This is a genomic window from Terribacillus jepli, from assembly GCF_047228925.1.
Lineage (GTDB): Bacteria > Bacillota > Bacilli > Bacillales > Amphibacillaceae > Terribacillus.
Map to the genome: position 1 here is coordinate 82,404 of NZ_JBFEGH010000004.1, position 16,321 is coordinate 98,724.

General features: G+C 44.1%; 15 protein-coding genes and 1 pseudogene. 15 read left to right on the forward strand and 1 reads right to left on the reverse strand.

The features are described 5' to 3' along the window. Positions 1 to 53: 53 nt before the first annotated feature. The 8 genes and pseudogenes from AB1K91_RS06255 (at position 54) to AB1K91_RS06290 (ending at position 8,435) form a co-directional block, all read left to right on the forward strand. Positions 54 to 269 carry a YozE family protein gene (locus AB1K91_RS06255; protein ID WP_413088921.1) on the forward strand — a complete coding sequence of 72 codons (216 nt, stop codon included), beginning with the start codon at positions 54 to 56 and terminating at the stop codon, positions 267 to 269. A gap of 133 nt (positions 270 to 402) precedes the next feature. After that, a complete protein-coding gene (gene plsY / locus AB1K91_RS06260) occupies positions 403 to 993 on the forward strand; it encodes a glycerol-3-phosphate 1-O-acyltransferase PlsY (RefSeq protein WP_413088922.1) in 591 nt (196 codons plus the stop codon). Positions 994 to 999: 6 nt separating this feature from the next. Then, positions 1,000 to 2,601 (forward strand): GNAT family N-acetyltransferase, encoded by a 1,602-nt coding sequence (locus AB1K91_RS06265; protein WP_413088923.1) that lies wholly within the window; start codon positions 1,000 to 1,002, stop codon positions 2,599 to 2,601. Then, positions 2,598 to 4,436: an LTA synthase family protein gene (locus tag AB1K91_RS06270; RefSeq protein WP_489686330.1), complete on the forward strand. Its 1,839-nt coding sequence runs from the start codon at positions 2,598 to 2,600 to the stop codon at positions 4,434 to 4,436. The genes AB1K91_RS06265 and AB1K91_RS06270 overlap by 4 nt, the downstream gene beginning before the upstream one ends. 206 nt (positions 4,437 to 4,642) lie before the next feature. Next, positions 4,643 to 5,098, forward strand: a pseudogene (locus AB1K91_RS06275) (recombinase family protein); the annotation flags it as partial. Between the two features lie 63 nt (positions 5,099 to 5,161). Next, positions 5,162 to 6,124 (forward strand): helix-turn-helix transcriptional regulator, encoded by a 963-nt coding sequence (locus AB1K91_RS06280; protein ID WP_413088924.1) that lies wholly within the window; start codon positions 5,162 to 5,164, stop codon positions 6,122 to 6,124. Between the two features lie 75 nt (positions 6,125 to 6,199). Continuing rightward, positions 6,200 to 6,832, forward strand: a complete 633-nt coding sequence (locus AB1K91_RS06285; protein ID WP_413088925.1) for a type 1 glutamine amidotransferase family protein — start codon at positions 6,200 to 6,202, stop codon at positions 6,830 to 6,832. Positions 6,833 to 7,034: 202 nt separating this feature from the next. Beyond that, positions 7,035 to 8,435 carry an L-cystine transporter gene (locus AB1K91_RS06290; RefSeq protein WP_413088926.1) on the forward strand — a complete coding sequence of 467 codons (1,401 nt, stop codon included), beginning with the start codon at positions 7,035 to 7,037 and terminating at the stop codon, positions 8,433 to 8,435. Between the two features lie 43 nt (positions 8,436 to 8,478). Here the strand turns inward: AB1K91_RS06290 and AB1K91_RS06295 are convergent, their stop codons facing one another. After that, positions 8,479 to 8,811, reverse strand: coding sequence for a YolD-like family protein (locus AB1K91_RS06295; RefSeq protein WP_413088927.1), 333 nt, complete (start codon positions 8,809 to 8,811; stop codon positions 8,479 to 8,481). A 114-nt stretch (positions 8,812 to 8,925) separates the two neighbouring features. On the opposite strand from AB1K91_RS06295, the gene AB1K91_RS06300 reads away from it, so the two are divergent. From AB1K91_RS06300 to msrA, 7 genes are all read left to right on the forward strand, one after another. Continuing rightward, positions 8,926 to 9,150, forward strand: coding sequence for a WYL domain-containing protein (locus AB1K91_RS06300; RefSeq protein ID WP_413088928.1), 225 nt, complete (start codon positions 8,926 to 8,928; stop codon positions 9,148 to 9,150). A 70-nt stretch (positions 9,151 to 9,220) separates the two neighbouring features. Then, positions 9,221 to 9,955 (forward strand): YqcI/YcgG family protein, encoded by a 735-nt coding sequence (locus AB1K91_RS06305; protein ID WP_413088929.1) that lies wholly within the window; start codon positions 9,221 to 9,223, stop codon positions 9,953 to 9,955. A 70-nt stretch (positions 9,956 to 10,025) separates the two neighbouring features. Beyond that, on the forward strand, positions 10,026 to 11,177 hold the full coding sequence (locus AB1K91_RS06310) for an exonuclease SbcCD subunit D (RefSeq protein ID WP_413088930.1): 1,152 nt from the start codon (positions 10,026 to 10,028) through the stop codon (positions 11,175 to 11,177). 1 nt (position 11,178) lies between these two features. Then, positions 11,179 to 14,286 (forward strand): AAA family ATPase, encoded by a 3,108-nt coding sequence (locus AB1K91_RS06315; RefSeq protein WP_413088931.1) that lies wholly within the window; start codon positions 11,179 to 11,181, stop codon positions 14,284 to 14,286. Positions 14,287 to 14,298: 12 nt separating this feature from the next. Next, on the forward strand, positions 14,299 to 14,547 hold the full coding sequence (locus AB1K91_RS06320; protein ID WP_413088932.1) for a DUF2584 family protein: 249 nt from the start codon (positions 14,299 to 14,301) through the stop codon (positions 14,545 to 14,547). A 168-nt stretch (positions 14,548 to 14,715) separates the two neighbouring features. Then, positions 14,716 to 15,234 (forward strand): VrrA/YqfQ family protein, encoded by a 519-nt coding sequence (vrrA, locus tag AB1K91_RS06325; protein ID WP_413088933.1) that lies wholly within the window; start codon positions 14,716 to 14,718, stop codon positions 15,232 to 15,234. A 67-nt stretch (positions 15,235 to 15,301) separates the two neighbouring features. Further along, entirely contained in the window at positions 15,302 to 16,255 is a 954-nt protein-coding gene (gene msrA / locus AB1K91_RS06330) for a peptide-methionine (S)-S-oxide reductase MsrA (protein ID WP_413088934.1), read from the forward strand. Positions 16,256 to 16,321: the final 66 nt, after the last annotated feature.

Genomic DNA, 16,321 nt, shown 5'->3' on the forward strand with positions numbered 1-16,321 from the left:
TCTTTTATCCGGTTTGGACAAAAAGCGAAGCAGTGCAGAAAGAAGGTGAATGAATGCGATCTTTTTACCATTTTATGATGACATATCGGGGTCGAAAAAAGCCCACGGATGAAAGCAAACTTGCTGACTGGATGTTTGCAGATCATAATTTCCCGAAACATAGCGCATCTTATGATGAGATCAGTGAATATCTGGAATGGAATAGTCCTTTCCATGGGGCACTGCAGGTTTTTGACCGGCTATGGCGGACATATGAAACTATGGAATAAATGAATTGTATGCCTGTATCACTAGATGCAGGCATTTTTTATGGGATCTTTAGGTAAAATTTTGTCAAATGTCATTGAAAGTTCAGATATTTATTTATACTATGGAAATATCGCTAGGTGGTGGTGTAAGTTTATGGAATCCATTGGGTTTGCTTTAGTGAGCATCTTATTGGCTTATCTGCTTGGCTCGCTTAATGGAGCCTATTATATGATGAAATGGAAGCATGGAACAGATATCCGTACGACTGGAAGCGGGAATGCCGGTGCAACGAATGCAGGCAGGGCTATGGGCAAGAAGGGTTTCCTTCTGGTTCTTATGTTTGATTTAGTCAAAGGAATGCTTGCTGTTTTGCTTGTTCGATGGAGCAATCAGGCTGAAATTATTGCGGGTTTGAGTGTCATTGCAGCAGTATTGGGTCATATTTTCCCGGCTCAACTCCGTTTCAAAGGGGGGAAAGGAATCGCTGTGTCCCTCGGGGCACTTGTCATCTTTTCCTATCAAGCAACCTTCCTGCTGCTTGCTATATTTCTATGTATCTATCTTTTCATGAGAAGATTCAGCATCTCCGGGCTGCTCGCATATGGCTGTACAGCCGTTTTGCTTCCGCTTTTACGTTTTGATCTGCTGACAATCGCTGTTTACGTTGTAGTGACTGTCTTTATTTTGGCGGCTCATCATACACATTTGAAAGCTGCCTGGAGCTATTTACGCAACGAAAGGTGACATACGATGAATTCGACACAATTATATTATAAAATTGCAACCGAACCATGGGAATTCGAACAAATACACGCCCTCAACTACCGGACGTTTACGGAGGAAATCCCACAGCACGAAGCCAATCGGGAACGTAAGAGAATCGATCGGTTCAATGAGGAAAATACATATATAATCGGTATTGATAAAGAGAAAGTAGTTGCCATGATCGCTATCCGTTCTGTCAGGCCATTTTCATTAGATGAAAAATTGGACGACTTGGATCGCTACCTACCTCCGCATACAGCTAAATGCGAAATAAGATTGCTTGCGGTAGAGCAAGCATATCGGGATAGTTTTGTATTCTTCAGGCTGGCTGAAGCCCTTATCGAATACTGTTTGAAAAATGGTTTTGATATGGCTGTTATTTCCGGCATCTTACGCCAGCAGAAATTATATAAGCATATGGGATTCGTTCCATTTGGACCGTTGACTGGTACCGGGGATGCACAGTTCCAGCCGATGTATGTGACCGAATCGTTGTTTCAGAAAAAAGCACGTGCCTTTGAGCGTATACTCCAGAATAGGCAAGAGCCGAGCAGTTTTTTGCCCGGACCCGTTCCGATGGCAGAGCAAGTGAAAAAGGCGATGGGAGAGACGGCAGGTTCCCATCGTGCACCGGCTTTTCTTGATCAGCTCGATCAGCTTCGCGGGAGATTGAGAAGTTTGACTCATGCAGCTCATGTCCAGATTCTGCTCGGCTCCGGTACCTTAGGAAACGATGCGGTGGCAGCGCAGTTGCGTAATCTTGATCAATATGGTCTCATCCTTGTGAATGGCGAGTTTGGTTCCCGGCTGACTGATCATGCCAGGCGGGCAGGTCTGCGCTTTGCCACATTGGAAATCCCCTGGGGCGAAAGCTTCGATTATGAACATGTACTGACTGAAGCCAAAGCAACTGATGCTGCTTGGATTTGGGCAGTGCATTCGGAAACTTCCACCGGTGTGCTGCAAGACATGGACCGGTTGAAATACATAGCAAACAAGATTGGCAGCAAACTGATTCTGGATTGCTGCAGTTCCCTTGGCAATGTAGCAATCGATTTACGGGGCGTTTATATGGCAACTGCAGGCAGCGGGAAAGGATTGGCTTCTTACGCCGGTTTAGCTTTCGTCTTTTACCATCATCCAATCCCGATCTCGGATAATATCCCGCGCTATTTGGATTTAGGCCTTTACCATGCATATGACAGCGCGCCATTCACGCACTCTTCCAACTTGATAAGTGCTTTATCGGCAGCAATCGAACAATGGGAAGATAAACAACTGTTAAAGCGGGTTCGGGAATTGACAGAAAAACTAGTCGCATTATGCAGGCTTAAAGGACTGACACTCTTGACAGAATCGGCTTTTACACCTGGCATCGTCACGATTGTTCTGCCTAGAGAGCTTCGCGCGGACATCGTCGGCAGGGAAGTTGCCCGAAAAGGCTATTTGATCAGCTGCAATAGCAGTTACCTTATCGAGCGCAATTGGGTGCAAATTTCCGTCATGGGACATCATCAGGAGAAGGATTTGGAACGCGTTACCGATACACTTTCCACTCTGATCGGAAAGAAGGAAACATTCGTTTGAAGAACTTTTTCACCACTGCTAAAGGATTCTGTTCGATTGGAGCAGTTCTCCTTTTGAGTAAAATGTATCTTATTTGCATTATCTATTTCGATTTACCTTTATATGAGCCATTCGATTACATACAATTGTTCTTGTCCTGTTTGTCGTCGATCGTCATTTTATCGTTATTGCTGTATCTGTTTACGAAGAAAATGCGTGCTGGTGCATTCTTGCTTTTACATATTATTTTGACCGGGATTTTGTATGGCAATTTATTGTATTTTCGCTTTTATATCGACTTTGTCACACTGCCGATTCTATTCCAATTCAAGAACGTTGGCGGTCTTAGTCAGAGCACGGCTGAGTTGATGGATCCACTCGATCTCATTCTATTCGCTGATACAGTGATCCTGCTTGCGTGGTGGATTCTCAAAAAACCAAAACCAATCTCTGTCAAATGGAAGCATAAAGGGATATTTGCAAGCCTCACTGCTCTGCTTATCGGAATCAATGTTGGAATCTCCCATATCGGGGCGGGAGATCAGCATGATGGCAGCTATAACCGATCGGCGATGGTCAGCACGCTCGGACCTGTTTACTATCATGGATATGATATTTATCAAACGGTGCGAGCCGAGCTCAGCAGCACGTTTGCGACAAAACAGGATTATGAGAAGGCAGCTGCTTATCTGGATTCTGCCGATACGGATATCACGTCACAGTACTTCGGCGTTGCCAAAGGAAAGAACGTCATCCTGGTCAACTTGGAATCGACGCAGCAATTTGTCATTGGCAGAAAAGTCAAGGGGGAGGAAATCACCCCCTTCATGAACAGCTTGATTGAGGACAGCTTTTATTTTGACCAAATCTACCATCAGACAGCACAAGGGAAGACATCGGATGCTGAATTCATGTTCGATCAATCCTTTTACCCGCTTGCCAGTGGTTCCGTATACGTAAGACGGCCGGAAAACGAATACATCGCCATGCCGGAAATCCTGGCGGAGTCCGGTTATCAGAGTGCTTCCTTCCACGGCAATGTCGGCAGTTTTTGGAATAGGGAAGAAGCGTATGACGCTTTTGGCTATGATAGATTCTTCTCCAAGGATGCTTATCAAGTATCGGATGAGAATTCGGTTAATTACGGCATCAAGGATGAAGCTTTCCTCGATCAGTCCATGCCGTATCTCGAGGATTTGAAGCAGCCATTTTACAGCAAGTTCCTGCTGCTAACGAATCATTTCCCATTCCTGCTGGATGAAGAGGACGTGTTATTGGACGAGGCTGAGACAGGGCTGGATGTTGTAGATCGCTACTTCCAGACAGTTCGTTATGAGGATGAAGCACTCAAAGAATTCTTCTCCGAATTGAAACGCTCTGGCTTATATGAGAATTCCATCATTGTGCTCATCGGCGATCATTATGGTATCTCCGAAAACTATTATGATGGCATCGCGTCCTACTTGGATGAGGATCTGTCAGTCCCAGATGAGCTTGATTTGCAGCGGGTACCATTGATCATTCATGTACCAGGCCAGGAGGGAGAAACCTTCCATAGTCCTGGTGGACAAATCGATATCCAGCCTACAATCCTGCATCTGCTCGGTGTGGATACAGCTGATTATCCGAATTTCGGACAAGATTTGCTTGCGCCAGAGCGCGATCCTTTCGTCGTCTTCCGTGACGGCGATTTCGTGACAGAAGATGTCATCTATACAGCTCAGCTTTGCTATGATAAAGTATCCGGCAAGCAAACAAACATGAACAAATGCTCGCCATATTTTGAGAAACGGAATAAAGAGCTTTATTATTCGGACGCCATCTTGAATGGTGATTTGCTCCGTTTCGCTGATTGAATGAAATCCGGCACCTTTTGTGGGCCGGATTTTTTGTTGCACAAATAAACCTTGGGATACCGTCAGGAAAACGCGGATTTACAACGCTAAACCTATTTCCTGACGATTCCCCCGTTTTTAACAACGTTAAGAAAGTTTCAGTTTTGTTTCTGAATTTCTACTTGAGCCTTACGGTTTTTTGATAACAGACTGAGTATTTGACTATCATGTCCGGAGCAACAAAAGATCGTGAGCAACTTCAAAAAATGTTAGAGGATATACAAGAAGGTGACATCATTTATGTTACGGACTTAACTTGGATTACTCGTAGTACACAAGATTTATTTGAATTAATCGATAATATACGGAGTAAAAAAGCAAATTTAAAATCCTTAAAAGATACATGGCTAGATTTATCAGAAGATAATCCCTACAGCCTTATGGCGGGTGTAAACCAATTAGAATGTGAGCTTATCCGTATGCGGCAGCGTGAAGGAATTGAACTGGCTAAGAAAGAAGGAAAGTTTAAAGGTCGGTTAAAGAAGTACCATAAAAATCATGCAGGAATGAATTATGTAGTAAAGCTTTATAAAGAGGGAGATATGACTGTAAATCAAATTTGTGAAATTACAAATGTGTCTAGGGCCTCATTATATAGAAAGCTATCGGAAAGTAACAGTTGATGAGTTATATCAAAAATCGGAAATATACAATAGAAAATAAAATTCATATAGAGGTGGAATTATATGCCTAAAATTGACAATATGCTAGCGATTCTATGGATGCTTCGTTCAGGTGAAAAAATTACTGCAAAACATATTTCAGAAAAGTTAGAGATGAATATAAGGACTGTGTATCGTTATATTGATACAATTTCAACAAGTGGCGTACCTATAATTTCAGAACCAGGACATAACGGTGGATACACTTTATTGAACAATTTTATTGATGCTCCTCTTTTTTTTGATTTTGAGGAGCAAACTTCACTTTTTCACGCTGCTGTTTTTGCAGAAGAAGCCGGATATTATGGAGGTGAAGCACTAAATAGGGCCATTTCAAAACTAAGTAAATACTCAAATCAAGAGCAGGAAACAAAGATAAACCAACATTTAACTAGTCTTGAAGTAATAAGTCGATTAAGTTCACTCTCTATGAAACCTTTTTTGAAGGAGTTGGAGCAGGCCGTAGCTGACGGGTACTCAGTAAAAATTCTTTACCATAAAAGTGGCGAAAAGCAATTAAATTATAGATTGGTCGATCCGTACAGAATTATCTATTGGAATAATAAGTGGTATGTGATTGGATTTTGTCATCTTAGGAATGATATCCGTAGTTTTAGAGTAGATCGAATTGAAAGTCTAATGCTAACCGAAAATAAGTTTAACCGGCCAGAAAATTTTTCAGCACGTGACTTTTTTATGAAAAGTCTTCTTCCAACTATAGAAGATAAGGAAGGGATTATTTCTTTGGTTATTAATGGGGATAAAAGTGTATTGGCTGATATTTGCCAACATTGGTTTTTAGGACATTATTTACAAGAACGGACTTCAAATCAAGCAGTTTTTCTTCTTGAAAAAGATATGATACATACATATGTACCTTATTTACTGTTAACGTACGGTAAATCTATTCGAGTTATTGAGCCAATCAGCCTTAAGAAAAGAATGATTGATGTTTTGTCGGAATTAATAAAATTTCATCAAATTTGATTACTTCCCTGACGCTAGGTGTCAGGGAAGTAATGTTATATTTGGCTATATCAATTGTGATTGGAGTGTTACTGGATGCAAACAGGAAAAGTATTTCTATATGTATTTAATACAATGTCGGACTGGGAATATGGATATTTAATTGCTGAACTAAACTCAGGAAGATATTTCAAAAAAGATTTAGCACCTTTAAAAGTAATTACAGTAGGAGCTAATAAAGAAATGATTACTACTATGGGAGGACTGGGCATAAAACCGGATATTTCCCTTGATGAATGTACTCTTGAGAGTAAAGATCTTTTAATTTTACCAGGAGGGGCTACTTGGAGTGAAAAAATTCATCAACCTATCTTGGAAAGAATTGGCCAAGCTTTAAAGCTTGGCACTATTGTTGCTGCAATTTGTGGTGCAACTGAGGGCCTCGCGAATATGGGATACTTAGATACTAGAAAACATACAAGTAATAACTTAGAATATACTAAAATGGTATGTCCTAACTATAAAGGAGAAAAGTTCTATGATTTGGGATCTGCGGTATCTGATGCGAATTTAGTTACTGCATCAGGAATAGCTCCTCTGGAATTTGCAATGGAGGTACTGAAAAAAATAGATGTATTTACACCGGATGCATTACATTCATGGTATAACCTAAATAAGACTCATAAACCTGAATACTTCTTCCAGTTAATGAATTCAATAAATAAATAAAGTAACTGAAAAGCTCAATTTCTCTATTTTGATTTGTAGAGAAGTTGGGCTTTTTAATCTGGACTTTCCTTATCGTTGTTGTAAATCTGCATTTTCCTGACGCTACCCCATCTTTAATATTTACATAATCCTTCCAACGTGCTATGGTGTATAGGTTCTATTCATACTAAGTTAATAGGAATTGTAGAATATAAGAAGGAGGATGATTAACTTGAACTTATTCACTTTTGTGAACATTATTTTTTTATTAGCTTTATTGAGCGTGCTCTTTTATATGCAAAAGAAGCATGTTTCCTTTTCCAAGCGTGTGCTGACTGGATTGGGACTCGGTATCATACTCGGAATCGTACTGCAGTTGATTTATGAGCCGGCTTCCGAAACCATTGTCATGACAAATGACTGGTTCGGTTTGGTGGGAAGCGGTTATGTGAAGCTATTGCAAATGATCGTCATGCCACTTGTCTTCATTTCGATTGTAGCTGCGTTTACCAGACTCGAGAAATCATCGAATATCGGTAAGATAAGCGGTCTTGTCATCGGAACTCTGATGGTGACGACAGCCATTGCTGCAGCTATCGGCATCGCGGCAGCTGCAGGGTTCGACTTAAAAGCAATCGATGTTGCAGCAGGTGATGCCGAGATGACACGTGGAGAAGAATTGGAAACTAGCTTGACAGAAGTACAAAGCACAACCATTCCGCAAAAAGTATTGGAATTCCTGCCAGCAAATCCATTCTTGGATCTGACTGGTGCACGAGCTACTTCTACGATTGCAGTCGTTATATTTGCAGCATTTGTAGGTGTGGCCTACTTGGGAATAAAGAGGAAGAGTCCGGAGCAAGCTGCATTCTTCCAAAAAATGATTGAATCCTTGCATAGTCTTGTCATGCGCATTGTTACATTGGTATTGCGTCTGACACCTTACGGAATTCTTGCTTTGATGGCAAAAACGGTTGCAGGGAGCGACTTTCAAGCAATCGCGACATTGGGTAAATTTGTTATCGCCTCTTATGCTGCGCTGATTGCCATGTTCCTTGTCCACTTGCTCATTCTTACTATAATGGGGCTCAGTCCGAAACAATATGTCAAAAAGATCATGCCAGTCCTGGCATTTGCCTTTACTTCCCGTACCAGTGCGGGAACCTTGCCGCTGAACGTCGAGGCACAAAGGAATAAATTAGGTGTACCTGAATCGATCGCCAACTTCTCGGCATCCTTTGGGATCACTATCGGACAAAACGGCTGTGCCGGTATTTATCCAGCAATGCTCGCAGTCATGATTGCGCCTACCCAAGGTATCAATCCGCTATCTCCGTCATTCATTGCGACTTTGATCGTCGTCGTCATGATCAGTTCATTCGGTGTTGCCGGTGTCGGAGGGGGCGCTACGTTTGCCTCTTTGATCGTTCTATCTACGATGAATTTGCCAGTTGCTTTGGCAGGTGTATTGATATCGATCGAGCCGCTGATCGATATGGGCCGAACAGCGCTGAATGTAAGTGGATCCATGGTATCAGGGTTGGTGACAAGCCGGACACTTGGTGAATTGGACACAAAAACTTATCGTTCCGATGAAGCTGCTTCAGAAAGCATGGTACGCTAAAGTCGCATGATACAAAAAGCCGCTCCTAATGTGAGCGGCTTTTCTAATGCAATGAAATATCCATTATATGATGGAACGGTATGCGAATCGGATATAAGGAATCATGTGTATCCAAGAGCAAATATTGTTCGGATTGTTCCAGACTAATCACGACTCCAAGAGCAGTTTCTACTTGTTGCCCTTTTCTATACAGTATACGGATCTTCGTTTTCCCCACCTCGATATCCCGCACCTTCTGCTCAAGCTCTTCCAGCTGCTGCTCATCCATGATCGGCGGCTTTGCCTTGCCGATTTCCCGTCCCATGTGCTGCAGCATTTCCACATGCTCCGGCAGCATTAAAGATGTCCATTTGATCTTGCCCCGATCATTCACCATAGCTCATTCCTCCTGTTAACAGCATAATCGAACGTACGTTCTTTTTCAAGTGACAAAGAACGTATGTTCGATTATAATATTTATATAAACTCGGCAAAGAAAGCAGGGATCCAAATGGACAGAGCATCGTGGATAAGATTTGTGGAGCAGCAGGTTATGATGATTTATATGGCGAAAGATGGCTCCTTGACGAAACGTCAGGTCAAAATTGAAAAGATCAATGAAGCATCCGTGACAGGTTATTGCTATTTACGAAAGCAGCTTCGTACTTTCCGGATGGACCGGATCCTTGCCATTCAGCCAATCAAACGGCAACACACGTGGCGCATGTCATCTTGATTCCTGTCATTCACCCACTATCTCCTTCCTGAATAGACTGCTAGGGAACCTAGGAAAAGGAGAACATACGATGGCGATTTTGTCCGATGGGACCAATGCCCTTCATTACCCAGAGGCTTCATGGCAGCGAGAAGCACTGCTTGCCTTTCAGCATGAATTATCCGACCAGCAATCCAGATTCCCTTGTATACCGGCTACAGTCGGACACCGGCTAGGGCAGTTCCGCTTTGGTTTTGCGGGCGATCCGGCTACAAAAGACACAGCCAGACAGCTGGCTGATTTATTGCATATATATGGACAGCAATCAAAGGAGTTCGGTGCTTATACTTCCCTGATTGTTTTCTTTGATACAACAAAGCAGAAGGAGCTTGGCCTGGATGTGCCTTCTTATTTTCATATTTACTGGGACTTGCTCAGCAGGACAACGGCCTATGATCCAGCCAGCTGGCCGAACGATATCCCTGAAAGTCCTGAAAATGCGTTGTGGGAGTATTGTTTCGGAGGGGAGAAATACTTCATGTATTGTGCAACGCCTGCGCATCAGCAAAAGAAAAGCCGGAATTTCCCATGCATGATGCTTGCCGTCACACCCAGATGGGTGCTGAAGGAATTCGAATCGAAATCCAAAGCCGCCGGTATCAAACGGAAAATAAGATCACGTATAATTGCCTACGATGATAGTGACATCCATCCAGATTTGAATGCATACGGCCACCCCGATAATCATGAATGGAAGCAATATTTTCTTCATGATGACAATACCTCTCCTCTCAAATGCCCTTTTCACAGAAACAAGCAAGACTGATGGATTCTACCCGTTCTTCCCATACCACCCCTTTACAAATCATGCTAGAATAATAGCAGGAGGAATATGTATGAAACTATTGCATACCGCTGACTGGCATCTTGGTAAGATTGTCAACAGCGTACATATGACAGAAGATCAGGCCTTCATTTTGGAGCAGATCAAAGTGATAATTGATAGAGAACAGCCTGATGCGGTCATCGTAGCAGGCGATTTATATGATAGGGCGATTCCGCCGCGTGATGCAGTGGAGTTGCTGAACGATACATGGAACTGGCTGGTCGGCGAGAAGGAAATTCCAGTATTGTCGATCAGCGGCAATCACGACAGTCCGGATCGTCTTGATTTTGGCAGTCAGCTGTTCAGAGCGAGCAAGCTATTCATCGAAACGAAGCTGCGGCAGGGAATGCAGCCCGTCACCTTGGAAGATGAGCATGGCCCTGTACGTTTTCATCTTATCCCGTATACGGAACCAGCTGATGTACGGGCATTTTTCGACGATGAGAGCATCACGACCCACCAGCGGGCAATGGAACGCATCGTTACCTACATTACCGATACGTACGATATGACTGAAAGACATGTATTTGTTGGACATGCCTTCCTTGCCGGAGGTATGGAATCCGACTCGGAAGAGCGGTTGTCGATGATCGGAGGAAGTCCGTATGTGGATGCAGCTCTTTTCGAACCATTCACCTACGCAGCTTTCGGACATCTGCATCAAGCACAGCGAATCGGCAGTGATCATATCCGTTACAGCGGTTCACCGCTTAAATATTCATTTTCGGAAGCGACCCATAAAAAATCGGTTACGATGGTGGAACTGGACGCTGCCGGATTTCGTTCATTCGAGAAGATAGACCTAATCCCCAAACGTGATATGCGCATCGTAGAAGGTTATTTTGATGAGTTAATGGAAGGGACGGCAGGAAGCAAAGACGACTACCTGCATATCAGAATGTTGGATGATGGACAGCTGCTGGATCCAATGGGTAAACTTCGCAAGCTTTATCCGAACATCCTGCGGTTGGAACGCAAAGCAAAGACTGGGGCAAGCAGCATGTCCGATATCAAACAAATCAAAGAAAAACAACGCATGTCACATATGCAGCTTTTTGCCGCCTTTTATGAGGAAATGAAAGGTGAGGCTATACCGGAACACCGCCAGAAACATATGGAAGCAATCATCCAGCGACTGGTCGAGCAAGAGAGGAGAAGCTGATATGCGTGCCATCACTTTACAAATGACCGCTTTCGGTCCTTATCATAAAGCCCAGACCATCGATTTCCGGGAACTTGGAGCAGAATCCATCTTCTTGATCACAGGTCCGACCGGGGCAGGAAAGACCACGATATTTGATGCTATTTGCTATAGCTTATATGGACGGGCCAGCGGCAGTGACCGCGATCAAGATTCCCTCCGCAGTCATTTCGCAGCACCAGGCGAAACGACAGAAGTGCGCTACCGCTTTGCACTTCGCGGTACGGAATACGAGATTATCCGCTATCCGAAACAGCAAAAGAAAAAAGAGCGCGGCGAAGGTTTTACAGATGATCCGGCAAGAGCGGAATTTTATGAATGGAAAGACGGGGAAAAGGTACTGATTTCGTCCAGGGTCAAAGAAGTAAATGAAGCCATCGAAGAAAAAATCGGCCTTGACTATGAACAATTCCGCAAGATGATCATGATCCCCCAAGGAGAATTCCGGAAGCTTATCTCTGAAAACAGCAAAGAAAGGGAAGAAATCCTCCAGCGCATCTTCCGCACATATTTCTATGAACGAATGACAGAAGCACTGAAGGATGAAGCGAAGCAATTAAAGGAAAATCTGCAGCAGACGGAATGGAAGGAACAGCAGCAAATCAGCAAAATCGAATGGCGCACACAAGTGCCAGTAGAATCTGACAGCGTACCAGAAACGATGCAAAAGCTGCAGCTTGAATTGGAAGCTATTACTGCCAGCATAAAAGAAGGTGAGCAAGAGCTTGTAGAGCATAAAAAAAACTGGCAGGAACGCCAGCAGCAATATTATGAAGCGAAACAATTGCTGGATATATTCCAACAGCTTGAACAAGCACTTGTACAAAAAGAGCAGCTTGAACAAAAATCACCTGATATCGAACAGAAAAAGCAGCAGCTTATGAACATGGAGCGTGCGAGCCGTCTGCTTCCATACGAGCGGCAGCTTGCTGCCAGGAAACAGGAATGGCAGCGTCAAACAAAAGCACAGCAGGAGACGAAGGAACGAAAAGATCTCATAGAAAAGCAGTATATCACGATTAAATCTTCTTACACACAGGCAAAAGAGCAGGAGCCAAAGCGCCTTAAACGGCAGGAACAGCTTCAGTTGGAGAAGCAGCAGTTCGAGAAGTGGAAGGAATACGAGAAACGTAAACTGGAATTGGTTCGTATCCAAAAGACGCTGGAAGATAAGCAACAGCGATTGCTCAAATTAAATGATGCACATGCAGATAAAAAAACTAAACAAAGTAAACTCGAACAAGATTTAAGCGGGGAAGCTGCTCTGATCCAGGCTTTCTTTGAGGAACAAGGGACGTATGAGAAACTCGAACGCCAACTGGAAGAAGCAGTACGATTGAAAGAATCTTTCCGACAGTTGCAGGAAATGCGTACTGTCTATCAGCAGACCAAGCAGCTTTTGCAGGATAAAGAAAACGATGTCCTCAGACTTCGGGAGGAAATTGCGAAGATGGAAGAAGCCCAAGCTGCCCATCACGCCGCCCATCTTGCCGGACAGCTGGCAGAAGGAGAGCCCTGCCCTGTTTGCGGCTCCAGCGTCCATCCTTCCCCAGCCAAGACAACTGCGCATATCCAATCATTCGAGCTGTTGAAACAAAAGAGAATGATGCTCGATGATGCCCAGCGTGCATATGATGAAGTACAGAAAAAATATGTAGAAGCAAAATCGAATGGGCAGGCAATCAGGCAAGTAACCGATGAGCTTTATCGGAACATTACAGGGGAAACGTCATTCGATCACACTGAACTGGAACAATTAAAAACCCGCATCCAAACGGAAAGAGACAAAACGGCTGCTTCCTTACGCACCAAACAAGCAGAGAGAAAGCAAATCGAGCAGAAAAAACAGATGCTCGATCAACTTAAACAAACGCTTGTTCAAGAGGAGAAGGCAGCGGAGGAGCTCCAAGCTGAACTGCGCAAACTCGAAGAAACATACCATCGCGCCGAAGCTGAAATAAGTTATCAACGGAAGCAGCTTCCTGAGGTGCTTGTGGACCATGCTGAATGGGAACAGAAAATCAAGCAAGAGGAAGCGGCAATCGAAGCCGCGTTCAGGAAATGGGAAGAGCTGCAGCACCAGTACGAGGAGATTTCCAGAAGCAAAGAGCAAATAGCAGCCGCTTTGGAGTCGACAGATAAGTTCACAGCTGACTTGGAGCAAGCGTACCAGCAGGAGGAACAAACGTTTCTTGCTAAGCTTGGAGAAGCTGGTTTTGCCAATACGGAAGCATATCGGTTGGCCAGAGGTACGGAACAAGAAATAAGAATCATCCAGGAAGAAGTTGATCGGTATGCACAGCAGCGCATTAGTAACGCTGAACAGATAGAAACATTGCGTAAGCAGACGGATCAGCGGGAAAAACCGGAGCTCATTGTATTTGAGCAAGCTGTGACAGAAGCAGAGCAAATAGTTGAAGCGAAGAATAGCAGCTTGAATGCGGCAAAGAGCTATGCTTCCCATCATGAAAATATCATGGAATGCTTGTCGCGCCTCCAGGAAGAAGCAGCCGAACAGAAGGCACAGTATTATGATATTGGCGAATTGGCTAATCTGGCCAAAGGCGACAACGGCCTGCGACTTTCCTTTGAGCGCTATGTGCTGACAAGCTTCTTGGATGAAATCATCCTTCAGGCGAATATCCGATTGGAGGAAATGACTGATCATCGCTATCAGCTAAAACGAAGCGGGCAAATTGCCAAACGCGGTGCCCAAAGCGGTTTGGATCTTGAAGTAGTCGATCATCACACCGGACAGGAACGCCCGGTCAAAACATTATCCGGCGGTGAAGGCTTCAAGGCAGCACTTTCCCTTGCACTTGGAATGTCTGATGTTGTCCAGGCGCATGCCGGCGGTGTGGAATTGGAAACATTATTCATTGATGAGGGGTTTGGGACACTCGACGAGGTGTCACTAGAGCAGGCCATTGACAGCTTGAAAGGACTGCAGGCAAGTAATCGGGTGCTCGGAATCATTTCCCACGTGCCGCAGCTGAAAGAGGAAATCCATACGAAATTACAGATTGAAACTTCCCCCACGGGATCATCTGCGAAATTCATTTTCCAGTAAGGAGGAAAAGATTTGGGAACACCAATCAATTTTGATACTGTCCTGCGTACAGAAGGTAAAGAAAAACGAATTGACAGTAAAGAAAATATTTTTCAGCTCGAACTTCAGGGTTATCACTTATTTCCCCTGCATCAGGTCATCGATATCAAGCGCGCGAAAGATACCGACGAAATAGGCAGAGCTATCATTGTCGAATTGACGTTGAAAGAGGAGCGAACCATTTGTACGTATCAGCTTGTTTCGTTATCAAGCGTCAATTAATGACAAAAACCTTCGCCCCAAATGGAGATGGAAGGGGAATCTTGCGCTTGCCCGGGAAATAGAGAGCCAATCAGGGAAATATATTACCTCGATGCAGAATAGAATGGAACAAAATACTTCTTGCTTGCGTAAACTGATAGAAATATTGACGTGAGAAGAGGTATGAGAATGGCAAGAAATCCACTCGGTCCTAATGTTTTTGGACGACGCAGCCAGCCAGCTGTCCGGCGAGATCCGTTTCTTCCCAATCAAGGAGGTTTTCAGCAGCCCCCGCGTTCCAACGGGGGGCTGCCTGGCATCCTGCAAAGGATTCTGAACCGGGGAAATGGTGCACAGACCCCGGCAGCTCTTCCAGCGGCAAGCAGCAGCTCTTCTAGTGGAATATCGTTACTTGACATGCTGAATCATACGCAAAATGCACTAAAGGCAGCGGAGTCCTTCATGCCGATGGTACAGGAATATGGACCGATGGTGAAGAACTTGCCTTCCATGCTGAAAATGATGAAAGCCTTAAAGGACATCGATTTTGACGAAGAAGATGGATCAGCGCCAGAGACGGAAGGAAAAGATAAAAGCAAGCAAGAAAACGAAGAACAAATTTCCGTTAAAAAGGAAAAAGAGAAACTTTCCGAGCAGAAAGCGAAGCAAACCAAGTCTGGAGAGTCCCTTCCAAAATTGTATATTTAAGCATGCTACTTGATTTTTTTCCGCAAAAGAGGAAAATATATAGCATACATTGAAGGAGGGATTTATCGTGGCATTACAACACGCTACTTTTGCAGGAGGCTGTTTCTGGTGCATGGTCGAACCATTTACGGAACGTCCTGGTATCGAATCCGTAGTCTCCGGTTATACAGGCGGCGACAAACCGAATCCCACATACGAGGAAGTGTGCTCGAACACGACCGGCCACGTCGAGGCTGTCCAGATTACTTTTGATCCGGATGTTTTCCCTTATGAAAAGCTGGTGGAAACGTTCTGGCAGCAAATCGATCCGACCGATGCAGGCGGTCAGTTCCACGACCGTGGTGAATCTTATAAAACAGCTATCTTTTACCATGATGAACAGCAGCGGCAGGCGGCAGAAGCATCAAAAGCGAAGCTGCAGGAGAGCGGACGGTTCCAAAAAGATATCGTTACCCCTATCCTGCCTGCCAAGCCGTTTTATCCAGCAGAAGAAAAACATCAGGATTATTACAAAAAGAACAGGTACCATTACAAGATGTACAAGCGCGGATCCGGCCGGGAGGATTTCATCAAGCAGCATTGGAGTCCAAAAAAAGACAAAGACAAGCTGAAGGAAATGCTGACGCCGATTCAATACCATGTCACGCAGGAGAATGGAACGGAGCGTCCTTTTGAAAACGAGTACTGGAACAACACCAATGAAGGAATCTATGTGGATGTCGTATCCGGCAAAGCATTGTTTTCTTCCAAAGATCAATATGACGCTGGATGCGGATGGCCAAGCTTCACCAGACCGATCGATTCTTATGAAGTGAAGGAAAATATGGACCTTTCACACGGGATGGTGAGAACAGAAGTCCGGGCCACAGAAAGCGATTCCCATCTTGGACATGTTTTTGAGGATGGTCCAAGAGCGACAGGCGGTTTGCGATATTGCATGAATTCCGCAGCGATGAAATTCATTCCTGTCAGCGAAATGGAAAAAGAAGGTTACGGAGAATATTTGTATCTCTTCAAGTAAATAAATACAGCAACAGCTCTGCTCTTGTTCGCTACATGATGGAACAAGAGCATTATTTTGGACAAG

Bases quoted from the DNA above. Each gene is read 5' to 3' on its own strand.
- AB1K91_RS06255 (WP_413088921.1), top strand. From the start codon at position 54: ATGCGATCTTTTTACCATTTTATGATGACATATCGGGGTCGAAAAAAG.
- plsY (WP_413088922.1), top strand. From the start codon at position 403: ATGGAATCCATTGGGTTTGCTTTAGTGAGCATCTTATTGGCTTATCTG.
- AB1K91_RS06265 (WP_413088923.1), top strand. From the start codon at position 1,000: ATGAATTCGACACAATTATATTATAAAATTGCAACCGAACCATGGGAA.
- AB1K91_RS06280 (WP_413088924.1), top strand. From the start codon at position 5,162: ATGCCTAAAATTGACAATATGCTAGCGATTCTATGGATGCTTCGTTCA.
- AB1K91_RS06285 (WP_413088925.1), top strand. From the start codon at position 6,200: ATGCAAACAGGAAAAGTATTTCTATATGTATTTAATACAATGTCGGAC.
- AB1K91_RS06290 (WP_413088926.1), top strand. From the start codon at position 7,035: ATGATTAACTTGAACTTATTCACTTTTGTGAACATTATTTTTTTATTA.
- AB1K91_RS06295 (WP_413088927.1), bottom strand. From the start codon at position 8,811: ATGGTGAATGATCGGGGCAAGATCAAATGGACATCTTTAATGCTGCCG.
- AB1K91_RS06300 (WP_413088928.1), top strand. From the start codon at position 8,926: ATGGACAGAGCATCGTGGATAAGATTTGTGGAGCAGCAGGTTATGATG.
- AB1K91_RS06305 (WP_413088929.1), top strand. From the start codon at position 9,221: ATGGCGATTTTGTCCGATGGGACCAATGCCCTTCATTACCCAGAGGCT.
- AB1K91_RS06310 (WP_413088930.1), top strand. From the start codon at position 10,026: ATGAAACTATTGCATACCGCTGACTGGCATCTTGGTAAGATTGTCAAC.
- AB1K91_RS06315 (WP_413088931.1), top strand. From the start codon at position 11,179: ATGCGTGCCATCACTTTACAAATGACCGCTTTCGGTCCTTATCATAAA.
- vrrA (WP_413088933.1), top strand. From the start codon at position 14,716: ATGGCAAGAAATCCACTCGGTCCTAATGTTTTTGGACGACGCAGCCAG.